Annotated in this window: 14 protein-coding genes and 2 pseudogenes; 1 reads left to right on the forward strand and 15 read right to left on the reverse strand. The window is 62.3% G+C overall.

What is annotated here, in order from left to right:
• The 13 genes and pseudogenes from EI291_RS22225 to EI291_RS22285 all read right to left on the reverse strand — a co-directional run.
• Positions 1-286 (reverse strand): annotated as a pseudogene (locus EI291_RS22225) (hypothetical protein); the annotation flags it as partial.
• A gap of 192 nt (positions 287-478) precedes the next feature.
• Positions 479-1,732 (reverse strand): glycosyltransferase, encoded by a 1,254-nt coding sequence (locus tag EI291_RS22230; protein ID WP_125424491.1) that lies wholly within the window; start codon positions 1,730-1,732, stop codon positions 479-481.
• Positions 1,729-2,439: an acyltransferase gene (locus EI291_RS22235; protein ID WP_125424492.1), complete on the reverse strand. Its 711-nt coding sequence runs from the start codon at positions 2,437-2,439 to the stop codon at positions 1,729-1,731. The genes EI291_RS22230 and EI291_RS22235 overlap by 4 nt, the downstream gene beginning before the upstream one ends.
• A 50-nt stretch (positions 2,440-2,489) precedes the next feature.
• A complete protein-coding gene (locus EI291_RS22240; protein WP_125424493.1) occupies positions 2,490-3,428 on the reverse strand; it encodes a glycosyltransferase family 2 protein in 939 nt (312 codons plus the stop codon).
• 3 nt (positions 3,429-3,431) lie between these two features.
• The gene (locus tag EI291_RS22245; protein ID WP_125424494.1) at positions 3,432-4,922 is read right to left on the reverse strand and encodes an O-antigen ligase family protein; all 1,491 of its coding nucleotides are present in this window, start codon (positions 4,920-4,922) and stop codon (positions 3,432-3,434) included.
• 58 nt (positions 4,923-4,980) lie between these two features.
• Positions 4,981-7,131, reverse strand: a complete 2,151-nt coding sequence (locus EI291_RS22250; protein WP_125424495.1) for a GumC domain-containing protein — start codon at positions 7,129-7,131, stop codon at positions 4,981-4,983.
• The gene (locus EI291_RS22255) at positions 7,128-7,874 is read right to left on the reverse strand and encodes a TolC family protein (RefSeq protein WP_170172766.1); all 747 of its coding nucleotides are present in this window, start codon (positions 7,872-7,874) and stop codon (positions 7,128-7,130) included. Before EI291_RS22255 ends, EI291_RS22250 begins: the two co-directional genes overlap by 4 nt.
• 37 nt (positions 7,875-7,911) lie before the next feature.
• The gene (locus EI291_RS22260; RefSeq protein ID WP_125424497.1) at positions 7,912-9,099 is read right to left on the reverse strand and encodes a sugar transferase; all 1,188 of its coding nucleotides are present in this window, start codon (positions 9,097-9,099) and stop codon (positions 7,912-7,914) included.
• Positions 9,099-9,476, reverse strand: coding sequence for a response regulator transcription factor (locus EI291_RS22265; protein WP_125424498.1), 378 nt, complete (start codon positions 9,474-9,476; stop codon positions 9,099-9,101). The genes EI291_RS22260 and EI291_RS22265 overlap by 1 nt, the downstream gene beginning before the upstream one ends.
• Before the next feature lie 38 nt (positions 9,477-9,514).
• Positions 9,515-10,660: a glycosyltransferase gene (locus tag EI291_RS22270; protein ID WP_125424499.1), complete on the reverse strand. Its 1,146-nt coding sequence runs from the start codon at positions 10,658-10,660 to the stop codon at positions 9,515-9,517.
• A gap of 6 nt (positions 10,661-10,666) precedes the next feature.
• Positions 10,667-11,914 carry a glycosyltransferase gene (locus tag EI291_RS22275; RefSeq protein ID WP_125424500.1) on the reverse strand — a complete coding sequence of 416 codons (1,248 nt, stop codon included), beginning with the start codon at positions 11,912-11,914 and terminating at the stop codon, positions 10,667-10,669.
• Between the two features lie 4 nt (positions 11,915-11,918).
• Positions 11,919-12,296, reverse strand: a complete 378-nt coding sequence (locus tag EI291_RS22280) for an Hpt domain-containing protein (RefSeq protein ID WP_170172767.1) — start codon at positions 12,294-12,296, stop codon at positions 11,919-11,921.
• 218 nt (positions 12,297-12,514) lie between these two features.
• Positions 12,515-15,514 (reverse strand): PAS domain-containing protein, encoded by a 3,000-nt coding sequence (locus EI291_RS22285; protein ID WP_125424502.1) that lies wholly within the window; start codon positions 15,512-15,514, stop codon positions 12,515-12,517.
• A 522-nt stretch (positions 15,515-16,036) separates the two neighbouring features.
• Here EI291_RS22285 and EI291_RS22290 point away from each other — a divergent pair.
• Positions 16,037-16,546, forward strand: a complete 510-nt coding sequence (locus EI291_RS22290) for a BLUF domain-containing protein (protein WP_125424503.1) — start codon at positions 16,037-16,039, stop codon at positions 16,544-16,546.
• A gap of 149 nt (positions 16,547-16,695) precedes the next feature.
• On the opposite strand, the gene EI291_RS22295 is transcribed toward EI291_RS22290, so the two are convergent.
• Both EI291_RS22295 and EI291_RS22980 read right to left on the reverse strand, forming a co-directional pair.
• Positions 16,696-20,226, reverse strand: a complete 3,531-nt coding sequence (locus tag EI291_RS22295; protein ID WP_125424504.1) for a PAS domain S-box protein — start codon at positions 20,224-20,226, stop codon at positions 16,696-16,698.
• Positions 20,223-20,661: pseudogene (locus tag EI291_RS22980) on the reverse strand (sigma-54-dependent Fis family transcriptional regulator); the annotation flags it as partial. The gene EI291_RS22295 and the pseudogene EI291_RS22980, both read right to left, overlap by 4 nt.

Raw genomic sequence — 20,661 nt, forward strand, 5'->3', positions numbered from 1 at the left:
CGTTGGCCACGGTCACCTGATCTTCCAGGATGGCGTGGCGGCCGAGCTCGAAGGCGTGGAAAGGGATCAGGTCGCGGCGGGCGCGGCGCACCAGCGAGCCGGGGGCGTAGCGGTGCACCAGCGGGTTGGCCAGCCAGCGCACCCAGATGCGGGGCCGGGCGCGGCGGGGCTGGAACAGCAGCCAGCTGGCCAGCTGCTTGAGCCGCGGGCTGCCTTTAATCCGCGCCGACAGGCCCGACAGCAGCCCCCCCGCAAAAGATGGGATGGAAGTAGAAGTTGAACTCATGTGAGGCAGGTAGTTAGATTGGCAGAAATCAGAAATCAGGACGGATCAGGAGGGTAGAGGTCGGGCGGCGGGGGAGCCACGGCAGCCCGCAGGCCGCTGCGCACTCCCAGCAGCAGACTTACCAGCGCGGGCAGAGCAATAATTTCCCAGGGCATACTAAGGGGGAGTTAAAAGTGAAGGATGGGATGATCATCAGACTTGGGGGGGCGGGGCCGTGGCCGAGTGGGGAGTGGGCAGAAACCCCTGGCGGGCCTGCCGGAGGCGGGTAGCGGCCCGGATCATGGTGAGCAGGGCCAGCGGCAGGTGCAGCAGGGCCCGCAGCACCGGCCAGCGGTACCAGCGCCGGGGCAGGGCTATTAACAGGGCCAAAGCTGTGCCGGCCAGCAGGCCCGCCCACAGCTGCGGGGGCGGCCCCCAGCCCGGCGGCAGCACCGCGGAGGAGGCCAGCAGCAGGCTCAGCAGCCCCAGCAGCAGCACCCGCGGCAGCAGGGCCGACTGCAGTACCTTCTCCACGAATTCCAGCCGGCCCAGCCGGAGCTGGCGCAGGGTTTCGGGCGCGTACTTGCCTAAAAACTCCAGTTGCGCCGCCATCCAGCGGGTGCGCTGCGTGCCAAATACCCGGGCGCTGGCCACTTTCTCATCGAGCACGCGCGCCTGGGGCAGATACCCGATGCGCACGCCCTGCTGCAGTATCCGGAAATCCAGCTCTTTGTCTTCGCCGGCCGTCTGGCCGATGTTTTCCAGCAGCTGATGCAGGTACGCGTACTCGAAGGCCATACCCGAGCCGATCAGTGAGGCCGACATGCCGAGGCGGGCGTGGCCCAGCCGGAAGATGTGGTTGTTAATGGCCTCGTTGCAGGCGTCGAGCACGGCGAAGGGCGAGTCCAGGTTTTTGGCCGTGCGCTGGCCCTGCACCACCCGGTAGTCGGCGGCCAGGGCCTCATTCACATGCGTGAGAAAGCCCGGGGCCATCACGTTATCCACGTCCAGCACCACGGCCACGTCGCAGGTAACAGGCAGCGCGGCCAGGGCCGCCTGCAGGGCCTGGCCCTTGGTGCTGCGCTCAAACTGCACTTCCACCACCAGTACGCTCTGGGCCCGCAGTGCCGCCACCGTGGCGGGCTGCAGGCCATCGGCTACCACGCACACCGTGTGAGGGCCGGCGTAGCGGTGGGCCAGGGCGGCGGGGGCGGTGTGGAGCACCACGGCATCGGCTTGGTAGGCGGGCAGCAGCACGCACACCGAGCGGGGCGGAGCCGCAGAGCTCGGGGGCGGGGTAGGCGCGGCGGCGGCGGGCAGGTGGCCAGCCAAGGCAAAAAACAGCAGGTAGGCCACGTTGGCCAGCAGGTAGCCCGCCAGCAGATACAGCGTGCCCTGCACCAGCAGGTGGCCGATGCCGGCGCCGGCGCGGAGCACGTCGGCCAGACCGAGTAGTAGTTCGCTCATGAAACAAGGGAGCTGGAAACGGAAACGGATTGATCGGGCCTCGGTAGCTGGCGGATGACGCGGGCGGGCACGCCGGCCACCAGCGTGTAGGGCGGCACGTCGCGCGTAACTACGGCCCCGGCCGCCACGGCCGCGCCCTCGCCGATGGTTACGCCCTGCAGAATCAGGGCATTCATGGCTACCCAGGCGTGGTCGTGAATGCACACGGGGGCCTGCTGGCCCGTGGCTTGGTGGTTGGCTGCGTCGTGAAAGTCATCGTCGAGAATGACCACGTTGGGTCCCAGACGCACGTGCCGGCCAATGGTGACGCGGCGGCTCACCGAAATGTGCACGCCGTTGAGGCGGCTGTCGTCGCCCACCTGCAGCACGGCGCCGGGGGCCACAAACAGCTTCACCCGGCTCACGTGCGACCATACCCGCACGCGGTGACCCAGCTCGATGCGGCCTTCGTTGCGCAGCAGCGGCCGGCCCCGCACCGACACGAACCGGCCCCGCTGCACGCCCCGCAGGTAGAGCCCGGTGCTCAGCAGCCGCAGCGCGCCCACCAGCCCGTCGGCCACGAAGGCCAGCCCCTGGCGGGCGGCGGTGCGGTGGGGGTAGCGGCCAGCTACCTGCTGCCAGCGCTGGCGCAGCAGCTGGCCCAGGCGCGGGGCGGCGCTATCGGGCCGCGACGTTGTGGAGAGGGGGTACGCAGCAGTCGTAGTCATGGGGAAACAGGCTGAAATTGTGGGGGATGGGAGGGAGCCGGTTCGCGGGCTTAGGCGGCTATACTGCCGGGCCGGGAGTGGGCAGCCAGAAACTGGTTGCGGTGCACGTGGCGGGCGCGCAGGTGCCAGGCCAGCCCCCGCCACAGCGCCCGCAGGTGGCCCCACTGCCCCCGCCGGCCCAGCCGCAGCGTGTGCCAGGGCACGGCCACCAGCAGAAAATACAGGGCCGCCACCCAGAACTGCCCGCCGCGCAGGTTGCGGCGCATGTACAGCAGCCGGTTGCGGAACTGGTAGCGCGTCTGCAGCACCGAGGCCCGCCCCACCGATACCGACTCTTTGTGGTACACGCATGTGCTGCCCACGTAGTGACACTCGTAGCCGGCGCGCAGCACCATCTGGCACCAGTCGTGCTCCTCGTAGTAAAGAAAGTACTGCTCCGGCATCAGCCCCACCTGCCGAATCACCCGCATTGGCAGCAGCATGCACGCCCCGTGGGCCAGCTGTGTGCGGTAGCTGTCGTCGTACTGGCCGTGGTCGGGCTGCTGACTGCCGATGGTGCGCCCCCGCCCCGTCCAGGGGCTGATGCCCCGGCAGCCCGCGTACTGGATCAGCCGGTTGGCCGAATAGTGATAGATGATCTTGGGCGAAACGATGCCGGCGCGGGGCTGGCTCTCAAAGACGGCCAGCAGGGGCTCGAGCAGGCCGGGTTCCACCTCCGTGTCGTTGTTGACGAAGAGCACGTACTCGCCGCGGGCGGCGCGCAGGCCCAGGTTGTTGCCGCCGGCAAAGCCCAGGTTGCGGGCCGAGCGCAGCAGCTGCACCTCGGGGAAGCGGGCGGCAATGGGGGCCGGGTCGCGGGTGGGCGAGGCGTTGTCGACGACCAGCACCTCGACCCGGGGGTAGGTGAGGCGGCGCAGCGAGGCCAGCAGGGCGCACGTCACCTCGGGCTGGTCGTAGTTAACGGTAATGATGGAAACGAGCGGCAGCATAGGTCAGGCGGGCTGAATGGCCGAGGGGCGGCGGGTTGAAGGCAGAGGAAGGGCCGGGGCGGGCAGGGGCGTATCCAGGGTAGGGCCCAGAAACACGAAGCCCCAGCCCAGGTAGATGATCATGGCCGAGGGCATCTGATTGATGACCTCGTTGCCGTAGCTGGCCATAAGAATTCCGCAGTAGCCGGCCGTGAGGGCCAGCAGCTTCTGGCGCAGTAAGGGGTTACGGGTGCGCCATACAATGCCGCAGCTTTTGCCCAGGATATAGAGCATCATCCCGAACCAGATCAGAAATCCCACAATGCCGTACTCGGCCCAGATTTTCACGAAGTAGCTGTCGGGGGCAATAGTGGAGAGGTACTTGTCGGCGTTGTATTTCTCGCCCCACATGCCAATCACGCCCACGCCCCCGCCCAGGGGCCGGCTGGCCAGGTACTCGCGCAGTTTGGCCTGGTTGCGCAGGCGCACCAGCAGGGAGGCGTCGTTGGGGTCCAGCGACGTGCGCATGCGGGCCACGCTGGGGTTGTTGTTGCCGATGGTGGTGTACTTGAGGATGCCGAACGCCGCCCCGGCCAGCAGCCCGCCCAGCACCAGCACCTTGAGCTGCTTGCTCAGCACCAGGTGCATAAAGATGCCGGCCACCAGCACGAACATGGCCCCGCGGGTACCGGAGATGAGCATGCCGTAGAGCGTGCTGGCCGAGGCAAACCCGAAGAGTAGCCGCTTCCACCACCGGAAGGGCCCGGTGGCCAGGGCCAGGCACACCACCGCAATGTGGGCCTGCGAGGCTCCGAACTGCGCCGCCTCGCTATAGAACGAGAATACCCGCAGCACCCCGAACAGCACGTGGGTTTTGGCCGCGCCCGTATCCAGCCACAGCTGCTCTGCCGCGTCGGGCCCGATTACCTTCTGCTTGATGCCGTAGTAAGCCCCGGCCACCGAGAAAAAGATGACCAGTCCCAGAAACAGGTTCAGGTCGCGGGGGCGGTAGAACAGCATGAACACCAAGGGCACGCTCAGCGCCCAGTAGAAAGTGGTGCCGCGCATCTCGTAGTACCAGCCAGCCAGGCTGGCCCCGGCGGGGTTGCCGATTTCCAGGATGTTGATAATAAACCAGATCAGCCCCAGCCAGCACAAATCGTTGTCGATGCGGGGCCAGTGCACCACCCGGGGGTTGCGGTGAAACGCCAGCGCTACCCATAGCAGCACCAGCAGCCCATCCATGCCCAGCCCGAAGGGGGCGCCCTTCAGGTGCCGGTTGATGGTCATCACCAGAAAGCAGTACACAATAAAGGCCACTACGCCCACCCGCGGCACCTGAAACAGCACCGCGAGGCAGAACGCGCCGATGGGCAGCCCGATCAGCAGGCCCGGCACCAGCAGGCCCAGCCGCACCGTGAGCCAGCCCGCACCCGCGGCCAGCAGCACCGCGCCGGGCAGCTGCAGCTGCCGGGTCAGGGCCGGAGTAAGCCATTGGGGGAGCGGAAGCTGCATATAACGCGGGAAGATGAATGAAAATCAGGCAGTAAGAGAAGGAATCAACCGGGCGGGCTCAGGCCGTGGCCCGGCGGCGCCAGAAGGCCAGCCGCAGCCGGGGCCGCCGCGGCCGGGACTCGTGCTGCACCAGCAGCTCGCGGCTCTCGTAGGCCTCCACGCCGGTGAGCACGGCCTCCACCGGGGCGGCCGTCAGGCTGCGGATGTCCTGCAACGCCTGTCCGTCCTTGGGCTCCCACACCCGCGAGCTGCGCACGGCCAGCAGCAGCAGGTGCAGCTCGGGCAGCGGGGCCACCGGGTAGGTGTCTTCCAGCAGGGCCGGCAGCTCCACCACCAGCAGGTGGGCCGGCCGGTTCTGGGTGATGCGGGCCAGGGGCCAGCGCTGCACGGCGGCCACCACCGGCGGATACTCGCTGGCTTGCGCGTCGGGCGCGGCCCCTTCCGGGTAGGCAGCCACCACCTCCAGGCCCAGCCGCTGGCAGCGGGCCACCAGCGAGCTGACCAGGTGGGTTTTGCCCTCGCCCCGCCGGGTGCTGATGACGCCCACTGCGTACGGGGTGGGGGCATCCTGGCTGCTGGCCCGGCGGATCACCTGGCGGGCCAGGTGGTCCAGGGCCGAGTCGGCGTAGCTGTCAGGGGCCGGCGGGGTGGGCGCGGGGGGCGGCAGCACCCCCAGCACCGGCAGCCCCGTGCGGGCAGCCACCAGGCTGGGCTTGCGCAGCGACTTGTCCAGCAGGCCCAGGCCCAGCAGCGTGGTGGCCACAAAGAAGAACCCGCCAAACGCGCCCCCCGCCACCAGCATCAGCCGCTTGCCGCCCTTGGCGTGCAGGGGCAAAAACGGCGGGGCTACCACTTTCAGATCGGTGGTCAGCTCGTTGTTCTGCTGCGAAGCCCGGCTGTCGTTGAGGCTGGTCAGCAGCGAGAAGTAGGTTTTCTGAGCCAGCTCAATCTCGCGCTCAATCCGCTTGAGCGTGGCGCCCAGAGGGGCCATCTTGTGATATTCTTCCATGAACTCCTGCTTGCGGCGCAGCATCACGTCCAGCTTGGCTTTGTTGTCGCTGGTTTCCAGCATGTTGCGCAGCCACTCGTCGATCAGGCCCTTGCTCGGAATGCCTTCCACCGAATTTAGCTGGCTGTAGTGGTCGTTGAGGGTGGTGCGCATGGTCTGGGTCAGCTCGCCGATGCGGGCCTGCAGCCGGGGCACGTCGGCGGGGGCGGCAGGCTCGCGCAGGCGGCCGTAGAGCTGCTGCCGGGCCAGCTCGGCTTGCACCTGCTCCAGCTCGCGGCGCTGCTGCAGCAGCTCGTCGGTGCTGAGCAGGGCCCGGTTGCGGCCGGCCAGCTTCTGCTCGATGGCTCCCAGCCGGGCCTTGGCCGCCGCGTACTGCATCTGAATCTTGGTGATATCGGCGTAGAGGCCTTCCCGCTCGCCGGCGATGTACTTGGTCTGCTCGTAGTAGTTGATGATGTTATTGTCGCGGTTGAAGGCCAGAAACCTTTCCTCCGCCGCGTTCAGCACTTGCAGGGCCTTGGCCGTTTCGGCTTCGTAGTAGCGGATGACGGTGGCCGTCTGGTCCATGCGCAAGCCCCGGTACTTGCCAATGAACACCTCCGTGGTCAGCAGCAGCGTGTGCCGACAGATGGCGGGGTCTTCGGCTTCGTAGTCCAGCTTGATCAGGTCGCTGGACTGAATGCGGGCGGCATTCACGTGGCCCAGCGCATCCACCGAGTACACCGGGTCGAAGGAGTTGATAAGCCGGTACAGCTCGTTGGTATCGTTGGCGCTGGCGTAGGCCCGCACGCGCTCCACGGTGGCGGCCTGGGTGGGGCCGGTGAGGCGGCGGCGCAGCTCCGCCGGCAGCAGGCCGTGCAGGCGCATCAGCGAGTTCCAGTTCAGCAGGGCCGGGTCGAGTTGGTCTTTCATCTGCAGGTGGCAGGCCAGCAGCTGGTAGGCCACTTCCTCCTTAGTCTCGCGCGACTTGATCAGGTTGAGCAGGTTGTCAAACGCGTTATTGGTGGTGAAAAAGTCCGTTTCGGCGTTGCCCTTCAGGGTATAGCCGGAGGCAATGCCGGTGTAGAGCGTGGTTTCGGAGGTGTACACTTTCTTCTCGTGGCGCGTGAGCAGGAAGGCCGTGGTGCCCAGGGCCAGGGGCACGGCCAGCAAAAGCTTCCAGTGGCGCAGCAGCAGGCGCAGGGCATCCGTCAGGCTCATGGTGTGGCAAGCAGCTCGGGCAGCCGTTCGCCCACCAGCTCCTCCAGTTGCAGCAGGCCGGTGGTCAGGCGGTTTTCGGCGGTGGCAAAGTCTGCCTGGGCCGTGGCCAGCCGGTCGGCCAGCTGCGACATCTCGCCCAGCACCAGCTCCCCGCTGCGGAACTGCTTTTCGCCCAGTTGGTGGTTGAGCTGGGCCGAAACCAGTGCCTGCTGCCGAAGCTGGCGGAGCCGGTGGGCCAGCACCACTTCCTGGTACTGGTCAATCACGCGCTGGCGCACGCTCAGCTGCCGGGCCAGGGTCATTTGCTCCACCTGCTGCACCTGCAGCTGCTGGCGCTGCACCAGCTGATGATAATTGAGGAGCTTATCCAGCGGCAGGTTCAGGTTGAGGGCCGCCGCGTAGCGGTTGGAGGCCGTGGTGGAGTAGGCTTTGGGCAGGTTCGGGTCGGCGACGGTCATGTTAGCCACGTTGCCGTAGCCGTAGCCCCCCGACAGCTGCACGCTGCCCAGCAGTGCCCGGCGCGCCAGGCGCAGGTCGGTCTGGGCCAGCGCCTTCTCGGCCTGCATGGCCGCCAGCTCGGGGGCGTGCCGCAGGGCAGCAGCCAGCAGCAGGGGCAGGGTCCGGTCGGGCTCCTCCAGCAGGGTAGTTTGCCACTGCCCGGCCGGTAGCACGGCCTGGGCCGCCGCGGGCCGGGCACTCAGCAGCAGGCTCAGCCCCATCCAGAGCAGAGAAACGATACGCATACCCGAAGAGGTGAGAAGTAGAGCCTGTGAGGCAGAATTAGACGTTTTCTTTCTGGAACATGGCCGGGATGGTGCGCAGCATGATGCGGATATCTTCCCACAGCGAATAGTGCCGGGCATACTCCACGTCCAGGGCAATGCGCTCCTGCTCCGACATGTTGCCCCCCTTGCCTCGCTTGCTGACCTGCCAGAGTCCGGTCAGGCCAGCGGGGGCGATAAAGCGGGCGGCGGCCTGGTCGTGCATCATCTTCTCGGCCTCGTAGAGGGGCAGGGGGCGGTTGCCCACAATGCTCATGTCGCCGCGCAGCACGTTCCAGAGCTGAGGCAGCTCATCGATGCTGGTGTTGCGGATAAAGCGCCCCACCCGGGTAATGCGCGGGTCGTTGGCAATCTTGACGAAGGCCGCGCCCTCGGTGGCCTTCTTCTGCTCCCGATACTGCTGCTCACAAATCAGCTCACCCTGGCCACTCACCAGCAACTGCTGGCAGTGAGTGCCGGCCGCGGCGCACGTGCTGCACACGCCCAGCTGGGCCATGGTGGCCGGCGTGAGTGGGGTGTTGGCGGCCGCCGTCGGGCGGGCGTACTGGTTCAGGTTTTTCACGGAGGCCAGCAACTGGTCGGCATTCTGGCGCATCGAGCGAAATTTCCAAAACCGGAACACCTTGTAGCCGGTACCTACCCGGTAAGAGTAATAGAGCACCGGCCCGCGCGACTCCAGCTTGATGAGCAGGGCCACCAGCAGCAGCAGCGGCAGCAGCAGCAGAAGGGCCGAGCCGGCGACCACAATATCCAGCGCCCGTTTGGCCGGCGACATCCGGAAGGCAAACGGGCCGTGGCTGGTTTCGGGGCTGGGGCGGGCCAGCAGGTACAGGCGGGTGAGCAGCTCGGCCCGCGACAGGTGCTGGGGCAGTACGTCGGCCACGCCGGCCTCCAGCAGCAGGCTGCGCGCCTGGGCACTCACCGGGGCTTCAACCAGGGCAAATACGGGGCAGCTGATCCGGCGCTCCTTCTTCAGGGCACGAATCAACCCCAGCCCGAGCGGGGAATTGAGAGGAGCCGCCACCAGGATGGCTTCAAAGGAGGCCAGGCGCTCCTCGCACAGAGTCAGCACCTCGGTGGTGTTGCCCACCGGCAGCACGGCCAGGTCGTCGGTAAAATGCTGCTGGAACCGGGCGGCAGCCAGCGGATCGGCCGAAATATAGATGACGGTTTTACGTACCTGCATCAGATTTGAACTTTGCGGAGCATGATCTGAAGGCGCAGCTCCAGTTCCTCCGGGTTAAAGGGCTTTACCATGTAGTCATCGGCCCCCTGACGCAGGCACTGAATCTTATTGCTGGTTTCTTCTTTGCCCGAAAGCATAATCAGCGGAATCTGCTGGTGCAGCAGGCTGCTGCGTAGCTGACGGATGAATGCCAGGCCATCCATCACGGGCATGTTGTAATCGGCCACGATGGCGTCGACGAAGTTGCCGGCCTGCAGCCAGCGCAGGGCCTCCAGCCCATTGGGCTTGGTAACCACGGTGTACTGCGAAGTGAAGTAGCGCTGCAAAATCAGTTGAATTACCTGCTCATCATCGACAACGAGGAGTGTCTTTTTCATACAATCGGGAGGGGCAACAAAGGGTACAAGGGGGATTTTTAAAATGAGAAAGCCATGACGGGTGTAGGCTGAGCCAGCCGACGGTAAAGGGATTCCACCTGCCGGACCATAGTTTCGGCCCCGAAGCCGTTGACAATGGTGCGGCGGGCCTGCCGGCCAAGGCTGGCGCGCAGCGGCTCGCTGATCAGCAATTGATGCAGCGCATCGGCCAGCACCTGCGGCTGGCGGGGTGTTACCAGCAGTCCGTTGTGCCCGGTAGTAATTACCTCGCAGGTGCCGTCAATGGCCGTGGCTACCACCGGCTTGCCCATGGCCATTGCTTCAAGCACGCCCAGCGGCAGCCCTTCCCAGAGCGAAGGCAGGCAGTACACATCCAGGGCCTGCAGCAGATCAGGCACATCGGAGCGGAAGTTTTCCAGAATCACGCGGTCCTGCAGGCCCAACTGCTGCACCTGCGCCCGGACGGTATCATCCAGCTCCCCATTGCCCACCAGCAGAAACTTTACGGGTAGGTGAGCGGGTAGCAGAGCGGCCGCCCGCAACAGCGTGAGCGGGTCTTTCTGGGCCGTCATCCGGGCCAGGAACCCCACCAGCAGCGTGTCGGGGCCAACGCCCAGTGCGGCCCTCACGTTGGGGTCAGGAGTTTCCCGGGGGCTGAAGCGGCTTAGGTTGATGCCGTTGCGAATGACTTCGGCCCGCTGCATGTCGCAGAAAGCGCGCCCATCCTGAAAATTACTTTCCGATACGCACACGGTCACGTCGGCCTGGCTAACCAGCAGGCGCTCCGTAAGCTGCCGGTACCGCCGAACCAGGGCCGGCTGATCAAGATGAAATGACCAGCCGTGTACCGTGTAAATGATGGGCAGGTGCAGGCGGCGGGCTGCCCAGCACGTATTGCTGAAGGCCCGGGTGCCGTGGGCGTGCAGCAGGTCAATGGACTCGCGCCGCAGCAGTTGCTCCACCTGCCCCCACACGCGCACGTCAAACGGCCGCTCAGTCTGGATGACATGGGTGGTAACCCCGCGGGCGCGCAGCTCCTCCACCATGGGCCCCGGCGTAAATGAGAGTACCACGGGATCAAACTGCCGGGTATCCAAGTGAGCAATCAGGTCCAGGACGTGGCTTTCACCGCCACCAACCTGGCCTTGCCGGATGGTTTGCAGAATGCGGACTTTGTCGTTCATCGGAGGTCAGGTGAAATGCGGGGAGGCCAGCTGTAAGGCCGTAATGCCGGGTATGGTGGGGCGGGCCGTCAGCCAGTCGGTTACGGCGTCGTACAGGCGGGCGGCACTGGCGGCCCAGGTATGGCTGCGGGCGAAGGCAATGCCTGCCGCCGTGCGCTGGGGCAGTGGGCTGGCCAGGGCTTTCTCAAGCAGTTCGGGCCACTGGCCGGCATGCCGGGCCAGGTACACGTGGGCGGCAAACAGCTCCATCGTGCGGGTGTGGGTAGCCACAATGGGCTTACCCATAGCCAGGTACTCGTCAATTTTGAGTGGGTAGTTGCCGGCGGTGGTAGCGTTGTTCAGCTGTGGGTTGATGCAGGCATCCAGGTGCTGCACGTAGGCGGGTAGTTCGGCGGGAAGCTTATTGCCCAGAAAATGCACGTTGGTGAGGTAGTGCAGCTCGCTGCGGCGAAAATCCTCGTCTTCCGGCCCTACCAGCACCAGCTGCCAGTCGGGCCGCTGGTGCGCCAGCCGCAGCAGCAGCGACAAATCCAGCCGTACCGTCGTCAGAAAACCCGTGTAGCCGATGCGCGGGTGCGGAATGGCAGCCAGGTCGGCGGGCTCGGGGTGCTGCACGGCAGCCTGGTACAAATCCAGCACGCAGCCCTGCCCGATGTCCACGCTGTTGGGGTTTTCGCGGCGGGCATAGTCGGCCAGGTAACCCGAGTTGGTGGCCACCACGTCGGCCTGGCGCAGCAGCTGCTGCTCCACCCACGCCCCGTGTCGGCGGAAATAGGGTACCTCCAGCATGTAGTCGCGCACGTAGTACACAAAGCAGCGCGGCTGCAAAAGCCGCTTCAGCTCCGTGCCCTGATAAATAATGCCATCCTGCAGCAGTACCGGCCGGGCAAACTGCAGCTGGTGCAGCGCCTGCTGAATACGGCCGGCCAGCCAGGTAGCATTGAGGCGGTTGGCCCACCAGAACAGTCGCCCCGCCGGCAGCTTGTTGACCGACAATGCCAGGCAATCCGGCATCAGCACCCATACATTCGGCTCAACCTGGGTCAGGCTTTCGGTCTGGCCACGCAGTACGCGCAGGTGGTGCTGCACATCCGGGCGCCGGAAACGAGTTGCCAGGGCGTGCAGGTCCAGAGGCATCTGCACGTACAGCACCCGGTTGGTGCGGGCAAACTCCCGGGCCAGGCTGCGGGCGTTGGTGCCCAGCGGCAACGACCAGCTTTGCTGGCACACCATAACGATATCCTGCTGGTGCATGAGACTAGTGGGCCGGCTGCAGATCCTGCGTGAAACACTGCGCAACCACGGTAGCTGTGTGGTCAATGGCCTGCACAATCAGCTGCTGCTGGCGCTGGTCAGTGCCTTGTCGGGCTAAGTCTTCCACCTGCCGGAGCTGGGCCACAATTTCATCCATGCCCAGGTTGCCGAACATGGACTTCAGGCTATGGGCCCCCTGCTCGGCAGCCAACCACTCACCGGCTTCCACGGCCAGTTTCAGCTCCCGGACTTGTCCGGGAACCAGCTGCACGAATAAGGCTTTAATCTCGCGCACAACGGCCGGATTCTGGCCCAGCCGCCCTAGGCGGTCAAAATGGTAAAGCGGTACTTCCGGGGCGGGGTGGGGAGAGGAGAAAACCATAATTGTAGTTGTAGTGGGCGGGGCGGGAGGAGCGGAGGCATTCTGCCGTACTCGGCCGCGGGCCAACATTGTGAAACCTGTTGCTGTGCCTATTTCCAGCGCCGTGCCAGATTGTTTATTAAGAGTTAAGTAATTGATGTATTGGTGTTTAGATCTAAATGTGGCCTGCAAAAAGTCCAATTTTTAGAGGGCTCGTCTAGCCCCTGGAGTAGAGCCGGCTATACTGCCGCCGGCGTGGGAGGGCGCAGGGCCTTCAGCTTGCGGCACAGCTCCAGCTCATCGAAGGGTTTGGCCAAGCAGTCGTTCATGCCCGCCGCCAAGTATTGCTGCATGTCCGACACGTAAGCGTTGGCCGTCAGGGCCAGAATGGGCGTGCGCGCCCGCACCGGATCAGGGTGCTGCCGAAACCGGACCGTCACTTCCAGGCCGCTCATGCTGGGCAGCTGAATATCCATCAGCACGGCATCGTAGGTGCGCTGCTCAAACAGGGCCACGGCGGCCGGACCATCGGCGGCCTCATCGACGTGGCCGCCCCAGCCCACTACCATTTCCCGGGCTACCAGCCGGTTAATCGTATTGTCTTCTACCAGCAGTATTTGCATGCCCAGCAGGGGCTCGGTATCCAGCAGCAGCTCATCGGTATTGTTGGGCGCGGCGGCCTGGGGCAGTGTGATGCAAAAGGCAAACGTACTGCCCTGGCCCAGTACCGAGTCCACCGTCAGCCGGCCGCCAAAGCGCTCCACCAGTGCCTGGCTGATGCTCAGGCCCAGCCCGGTACCACCAAACTGCCGGGTGGTGTCGGCATTAGCCTGCGTGAAGCTGTCGAATATCTTGTCGCGCTTATCGGCCGGAATACCGATGCCCGTGTCGCTTACGCTGAAGTGCAGGGTGAGCTGCTGAGTCGTGTGCTCCACCTGCCGACAGGCTACGCGCACGTTGCCCGCGGGCGTAAACTTGAGGGCATTGCTGGTCAGGTTCAACAGGATTTGATTGAGGCGGAACGGGTCGCCGAGTACCCAGGGGCTGACGGGGGGCAGCTCCACGCTGAAGCCCAGGCCCTTCTCTGCCGCCTGCCGCTCCAGCGGGGCCAGCGTTTGCTGAATGGATTCATTCAGGCAAAAAGGAGTGTATTCCAGCTCCAGCTTACCGGCCGTAATCTTGGCCACGTCCAGCACATCGTTGATGACCCCAAGCAAATGCTGCCCGGAAGCCTGGATGATGGCCAGCTGCTCGCGCTGCTCGGGCAGCAGAGGAGTACGAGCCAGCAGGGCCGCCATACCCAGCACACCATTCAGCGGAGTTCTGATTTCGTGGCTCATATTGGCCAGGAAGGTGGTACGGGCCTGCGCGGCCTTCTCGGCCACGTTTTTCGCCCGCCGCATCTGCTGTTCTGTGAGCATCAGATCGGTAATATCCTGACCGTAGCCGAGCACGTACGGGGGCTCGTTGGGTGTGTTCACCATGTGACTGTGGCAGAGGATGAACCGCCGCCGACCGGGCCCGGCGTTCAACTGCAGCACGCCCCGGAACTCGCCGTGCTCGGCCACCTGCTCCAGGTAACGGGATACCTCGCGCGCCAGCCGCGGTGGCAGCACCTGGGCCAGTCGGGCCCCGGCTAGTTCGGAGATGGTGCGCCCCATCAGGCGGGCGCAGGCGGGGTTGGCCGTCAGCAGGTAGCCCGTCAGATCATGGGTAAAGATGAGGGCCTGGGCGTAGTACTGCAGGTCACGGTAGCGTTTTTCACTGCGTTCCAGTTGCAAGTGCGCCTGTTTGCTGGCCGTAATGTCGGTGCTGGCTCCCAGCACCTGCACCTGCCCGTCGGGCCGGGGAAAGGGATATTTGACGGTTTGAAACCATCGCACCTCACCCGAGTCCAGGGTCAGCGAGTCTTGGGTGTGCACTTCCCTTCCAGTAGCCAGTACTTCGGCGTCAATGCGGCTGTAAGCGGCCACGGCAAGCGCCGCCGGGCCATCCGGCTCGCGGCGTATCAGTTCAGCCAGCTGCTGGGTTTGGTTCAGCAGCTCCTGCATGGCGCGGTTGGCAAACGTAATCTGACCTTGCTCTCGTACGTACACCGCCGTTGGTATCACGTCCAGCACCAGCTGCTGAAACGCCTGCTGTTCGCGGAGCAGTTGGTCGCTAACGCGGAGCTTTTCCTGGGCCAGCCGCCGGTCGGTGATGTTCATGCCGTAGCCGATCATGAAGTCGAGGCTGCCATCGGCTTTAAAAACCGGTTGTAGCCGGCGCAGAAAGTAGGCAGTTTCCTCGCCGTGGCCGATGGCCTCCTCAAACTCAACGGCCGCACGGGTGGCCAGGGCTTCATCAAAAAGCGCCTGCCGAAAACTGGCCCGTTCCATGGGAACGTTGCGGTAAATACAATACTCGGCGTCGGTTTTGCCCACAATCCAGGCCCGGATGGTGGGGTCGCGGATAGCTGCCGGGTTCACGTACCGGTACCGGCGGTCGGGGCCGATAACGGCAATGTCGCCGGGTAGCTCGTTTAAGATAGAAGTGTAAAAAACCTGCTGCTGCTTCAGGTAGCGTTCTGCCTGAAACTGGTAGGTTATATCATTCAGGTACAGGTTAGCGTATCCCAGTTCCGGCATGGGCTTTACCACCAGCCTGAAATAATGACGGCCCGCGCCAATTTCGCTTTCGTGGGGCTGGGCCTGCGCCAGGGTACTTGCGGCCAGGTGTCGCAGCTGCACTTGCAGCGAGTCGCACTCGGCAGCGCCCAGGCCAAGGCAAAACTGGTGTGCCCGCTCGTTGGCATACAGCAGGCTGCCGTGTGCATCAAAGCGCAGAATCAGGTTGGGCGACTGTTCCACCACCATGGATAGGTCGTGCAGCAGGCGTTGCTGCTGTTGTTCAGCCGTTACGTCCCGAACCCGGATCAGCTGGCAGGCGGGGGTAACTGGCAGCAGCTGCGCGCAAAGCTCCAGCCGGCGCCCGGTCTGCAGCTGCACCTGCTGGCTGCTGCCGTCAGGAGGCAGTACGCAGTAGTTCGTGCTGGCTGGCTCGGCCAGCCGGCCGGTCAGGGCTTGCGTCAGTTCCAGTAGGGGCCGTCCCTGCCAGCTTTCGGCCCGCTGCTCCAGCGACCATAGTGTACAGAAAGCGGAACTCAGGAATTGGATAGTGTCATCGGCTGACAGCAGCAGTACCCCGTCGGCCAGGGCCGATGCACACTGCAGTAATTCGAGTTGATTCGGAGGAGGCATACCGGAAAAGCGAAATGGCAGCTACAGTTTCACTTGTCCAAAACGTCTGCACCGTGGCCCGGCATCATTGGCGAGGAAACATGCAACTGAGGTGCAGATACAGAGCATTCCTGGAACTCTGTGCGCCGCAATGCCGGCGGCGTTACTACCTCCGTGCCAAATTGTTTATTGCGGCCGACGCCTGAGTGAGCCCTAAAAAGCCGCACGGTTCTCCCATTTTTTATCCATATTTCGGACGGAAAGTCCATCTTGGAGACTTTCCACCTGCGCTCAGGTTGCGTCCCTCTGTTGGCAGCTCCGGGCGAGATAGTACACGTTCTCCACCCTACCAACAGTAGCCCCTCAGCCCACGGCAAATAGTGAAAATCTGGATCTGAATGCTGAATAGTGTAGGCTATTCTTTTCCGTACAATCCAATGTGCCAATGGGTTGCGTGCCCTGGCTTATTGCACTAATGCTTCTGGGTTACTCACTGTTGCTGCCTCGACATCCCATCCGCCTGCTTCGTTCTGCTCGCTGACCATGCCGCGCTTTTATCACCTCATCTACAAAAGCTCAGATACTGTTCAGATATCTGCCGCCGACCTTGCTAGTATCATTGCACGAAGCCATACTTACATGGCAAATGCTGAAATATCCGGATTGCTGGTTTACCGACCAGACGGACACTTTTTGCACGTGTTAGAAGGTCCCGAGGAATCTCTGCAACAACTTGTGGAGCAGAATACGCTGGGTGTTTTACAGCCAACCGGCTGTTCCGTAATCAGCGGTGGTCCCTGGGCGCGGCGCAGTTTTTCATACTGGTTTTGCAGTACAAATCTTGATTGCGGCCCTGCCTGTCAGGTTGCAGAGGCCACCTGCGTATCGCTGCAGCACCTGCCAACCTTACTACCCCAGCTGGCAGCCAACCGGCCGGCATTGGTGCATCTGCTGCTTGAATTTGTTGAGTCGTTTGTCGAACTGAACCCGGATGGCGTCAGCACAACCCCTCGTTCCGAAGACTCCTTGTCTACGAGCCTATCCACTTCCTGACTGCGCGCCGAAAAAATCCTCGGTGACTAGTAAGGACAGAATATTGGGGATGTTGTCGCCATGTAACAGCGCACATTGGCTGCAGAGTCAGATAATATCGGTAAAACACTAGAGGCGAAGCACTAGCACTGAGGGCAGGGTATCCGTGCTCAGGATGAGAGCTTTTCCAGATCTTGTCGCATCTGGGTTACTACGTGTCCAATCATTCGTCGGGCATCCTCAATCCGCTGATGAGTAAGCTGTTCATCCAGTACATCGGGGGAGTTCTCCAAGTCTTCTATTATCTGCAGAACGGGGATTATTTGCAGGTGGTGTAAGCTCGGTTTCAGCTTGTGCGCCGCGGCCCTGATGCCGGCCACATTATGCTGGGCCAGTTCCAGCTGCAGGCTGACCAACACCTCTTGGCTGCTGCGAATAAACGTTTGCAGCATTACGGCAATGAATTTCTGGTCGTGGTTAGCAACATGCTCCAGTGCTTCCAGGGAATACAGGCGGCGGCTAACGTCTTTTTTCTGCTGTTGCACTGCAACCCACTCGTACATAATCTTCAGTAAGTCGTCTTCCTGGAAAGGCTTGGAGAGATAATCATTCATGCCCGCATCCAGGCAGCGTTGGTTGTCGCCCCGAATGGCATTGGCCGTGAGAGCAATGATGGGGGTTTGCAGCTGTAGCTCCTGGCGGATTTTCTCAGTGGCTTCGTACCCGTTCATCACGGGCATCTGCACATCCATTAAAATAATGTCGAATGGTTGGCTGGCGGCCATTTCTACGGCTATGGCACCATTCTCGGCTTCTACTACGGAAATATTTGCCTGGTTGAGCAACGACACCGCCAGCAACCGGTTATAGTCATTATCCTCAGCCAGCAGCACCCGTTTGCCCTGCAAACTTTCCCGCACAAGGCGTGTGGTGCCCGCGCGCTCCTTGCGAGGCATATCCTGAGGCCGGCCAATGGGAAACTGCAGCGAGAAAGTGCTGGTTGTGCCGCGGTTTTTCTCACTTTCAATAAACAACTCGCCGCCCATCAGGCCTACCAGTTGTTTCGTAATGCTCAGGCCCAGCCCGGTACCGCCGTACTTGCGGGATACGGAGGCATCTTCCTGGCTGAAATTCTTGAACAGATTGCGCAGGTAAATAGGGTCGATGCCAATGCCGGTGTCCCGAACCTGAAACTGCACAATGGCCTCCCGGTCAGTTATGCCCGTAAGGCGGCAGCTCACGCATACTTCACCCCGCTCCGTAAATTTCACTGAATTCCCGGCCAGATTCAGCAGAACTTGGGTGAGGCGGTACGGGTCGCCGAGCAGCACGTCGGGCAATTCTGGGTCAACCTCTATGCGCAGGGTGAGGCCTTTGTCTTCGGCCTTGTAGTGCAGGGTTTTTTCAACCTGCTCATATAGCTTGGCCACGGTGAAGCCAATTGCTTCGAGCGTCATCTGGCCGGCATTGATTTTCGACAGGTCCAGGATGTCATTAATAATCACCAGCAGATTTTCGGCCGACGAGGAAATAGCATACAGGTAGCTGTTCTGCTGCGTAGTAAGCGGCGTTTTGGCCAGCAACTGGCTCATACCCAGAATAGCATTCATGGGCGTGCGGATTTCGTGGCTCATGTTGGCCAGAAAAATTTCCTTTGCCCGCATCGACTCCTCCGCTGAACGCTTGGCGTCACGAAGCTTACTCTCCAACTGTTTCTGGTGCGTGATATCCAGGTATACACCAATGGTGCCAACCACCTGTTTTTCATCATTCCAGAGAGGGGCCTCACTTACCAGCAGCCACTTCATGCCCTGGCTTTTGGTGCGTACGTGCAGCTCGTACGTATTATGCGGATACTGTCCTCTCAGGGGATAAGAGAGGCGCGAATCTGGCGGAAGCAGAATCAGCTCTTCCAGGTTTTTATCCTGTAGCTCATACTTGGTGTAGCCGGTAATCTCACAAAAACTGTCGTTGACGAACTGGATACAGCTTTTTATGTCGGCTTCAACCAGCCCCATATTCATGTTCTCCAGAATGCTGCGGTATTTCTCCTCCCGTCGCTTCAGTGCTTCGGCTTCGGTGCGCCGCTTGGTTACGTCCTCGTATTTCCATAGGCGGCCAATGTACTGTCCCTCCACGTACAAAGGCAGGGTAGTATGCTCCAGTATTCGCCCGTCCTTCAGTTCAATAGGCTGATTATGAACTTCCAGATGGTGCTTCCGGCGCTGTTTCACTTGTCTGGCAAACAGCGCTCCATCGCGCACCCGTTGCTGCAGTTGGGCAAACAGGTCGAAGCAGGTGGTGCCAATCAGTTCTTCCGCTAGTACGGGTAACCCAAACAGCTCACACAATGCCGAATTGACGAGTACAACCCGCTCGTTTTCATCCTCCAGCAGCACCCCCCGCTGCAGATTGGCCACCGTGCTGGTCAGCCGCCGTGAAGAGGCCTCCAGAGCCAGCTTGGCCTGCGTGATTTCTGTTATGTCGGAGTGCGTACCCGTAATAATTTCGGGCTTTCCGGACTTGGTGCGTTTTGTAACCATGCCGCGGGAGGCAATCCAGCGGCACTGGCCCTGCGCATCCTGTACCCGGTACGTAGCTGTGAACAATGGCAGTTCCCCTTGCAAGTAGGCAGTCATGTTGGCGCGGGCCAGCTCAATATCGGCGGGCGCAACGTTTGCGTATTCGAAATCCTCGGCAGAGTCAGGGTCCTCCCGTCGGCGGTGGCCGAGCAACTCCCCGAATTTAGGCGACAGATTGATGCTGAATGTGCGCAGGTCAAACTCCCAGATGTCGCTGCCAACGCCTTCCATTGCCATTCGCCAGCGCTGCTCATTGTCTTTCAGCTGCTGATGAGCTGTGTGTGCTCCGGTAATATCTTCCAGAATACCCTGGAAAATAATTCCCTGCTCATCCTGCGCCGTGATTATGGAGCTTCCCCGCCACCAGCGCAGCGGCTCCCCCGGTACCTGAATTCGGCCCTCGAAATGCCAGGGCTGCTTCGTGCGCTTCGACTCCTCAACGGTTTGCCGCCACCTGCCTATATCGTCCGGATGGATGTAGTTGCCGAGCCGTTGCACATCCTCCTGCGAGAGTCCGAACAGCTTTTTTAGTTTGGGGCTGGCGTACAGCCACTCGTAGCTGCCGTCGAAGTTTTCGCGCCATTCGTAGAGCACCACCGGCGCATTTTCAATCAGGTTCCGGCAGTGCAGTTCGCTGGCGGCCAGTCGCAGCTGCTCCTCCATGGCGGCCGTGATATCTTCCACGGTAGCTACAAAACCCGCCGGATTTTCGGCCGTGGCAGGATGAGCAAGAGCCCGCACACGCAGCCAGTGGGTTGGTGCACCCGACTCCGGCCGGTGTACTTCATACGCAAAATCAAGGCCCTGCTGCATCAGGTCGGCTACCGGGCCGGGCCGGGTCATCGGCGGTAATATATCCAGCAGGTGCTGCCCCACTATTGATTTCAACCCGGCAGGCACGAAGCACTGAGCCCGCTCATCCAGGTGCCGGATAATGCCCGCGGTGTCCAGGCACAGAATACCAGGCAGCAGTGACTCCGCAATAAGCTTGGTTTCAGACGGAATACGTGAGTCAGCATCGGCTATTGATGGCAAACCGCTCTGCGCCGCTGCAAGCTGGGCTCTGAGCAACTCATTCTCCTGCCGGAGCAGATCTATCTCATGTTCCTGCGGTATCATAGCAAACCCTCTTGAAGCATTTTGTAGATGGTAGAGCGACCCACGTCCAGCATTTTGGCAACCATGGGTACATTGTTGTCATATTTCTGAAGATGATGACGGACAATCAGGTTAGTGTACTCCCGCAGCGTTTTTTCCTCATCTAGCAGGCTGGGCGCAATTGAAGATCTAGAAAACTGAAAGTCTGCTGGTTCAATTGTGTTCTGATGACAAAGTACAGCGGCGAGTTCCATTACCGTTTTCAGCTCCCGTACGTTGCCCGGGTAGCTGTGGGCCAGCAGCCGAGCCTGAGCTTCGGTCGAGAGTGTGGGGACGGGTCGGTGATATTCGCGGCAGAACTCGAGCAGAAAATGCTGGGCCAGCAGCAGAATGTCGTGGCCCCGCTCGCGCAGCGGGGGCAGCTCGATGGGCAGGCCCACGACGCGGTAGTACAAG

Source organism: Hymenobacter rigui (assembly GCF_003944715.1).
Classification (GTDB): Bacteria; Bacteroidota; Bacteroidia; order Cytophagales; family Hymenobacteraceae; genus Hymenobacter; species Hymenobacter rigui.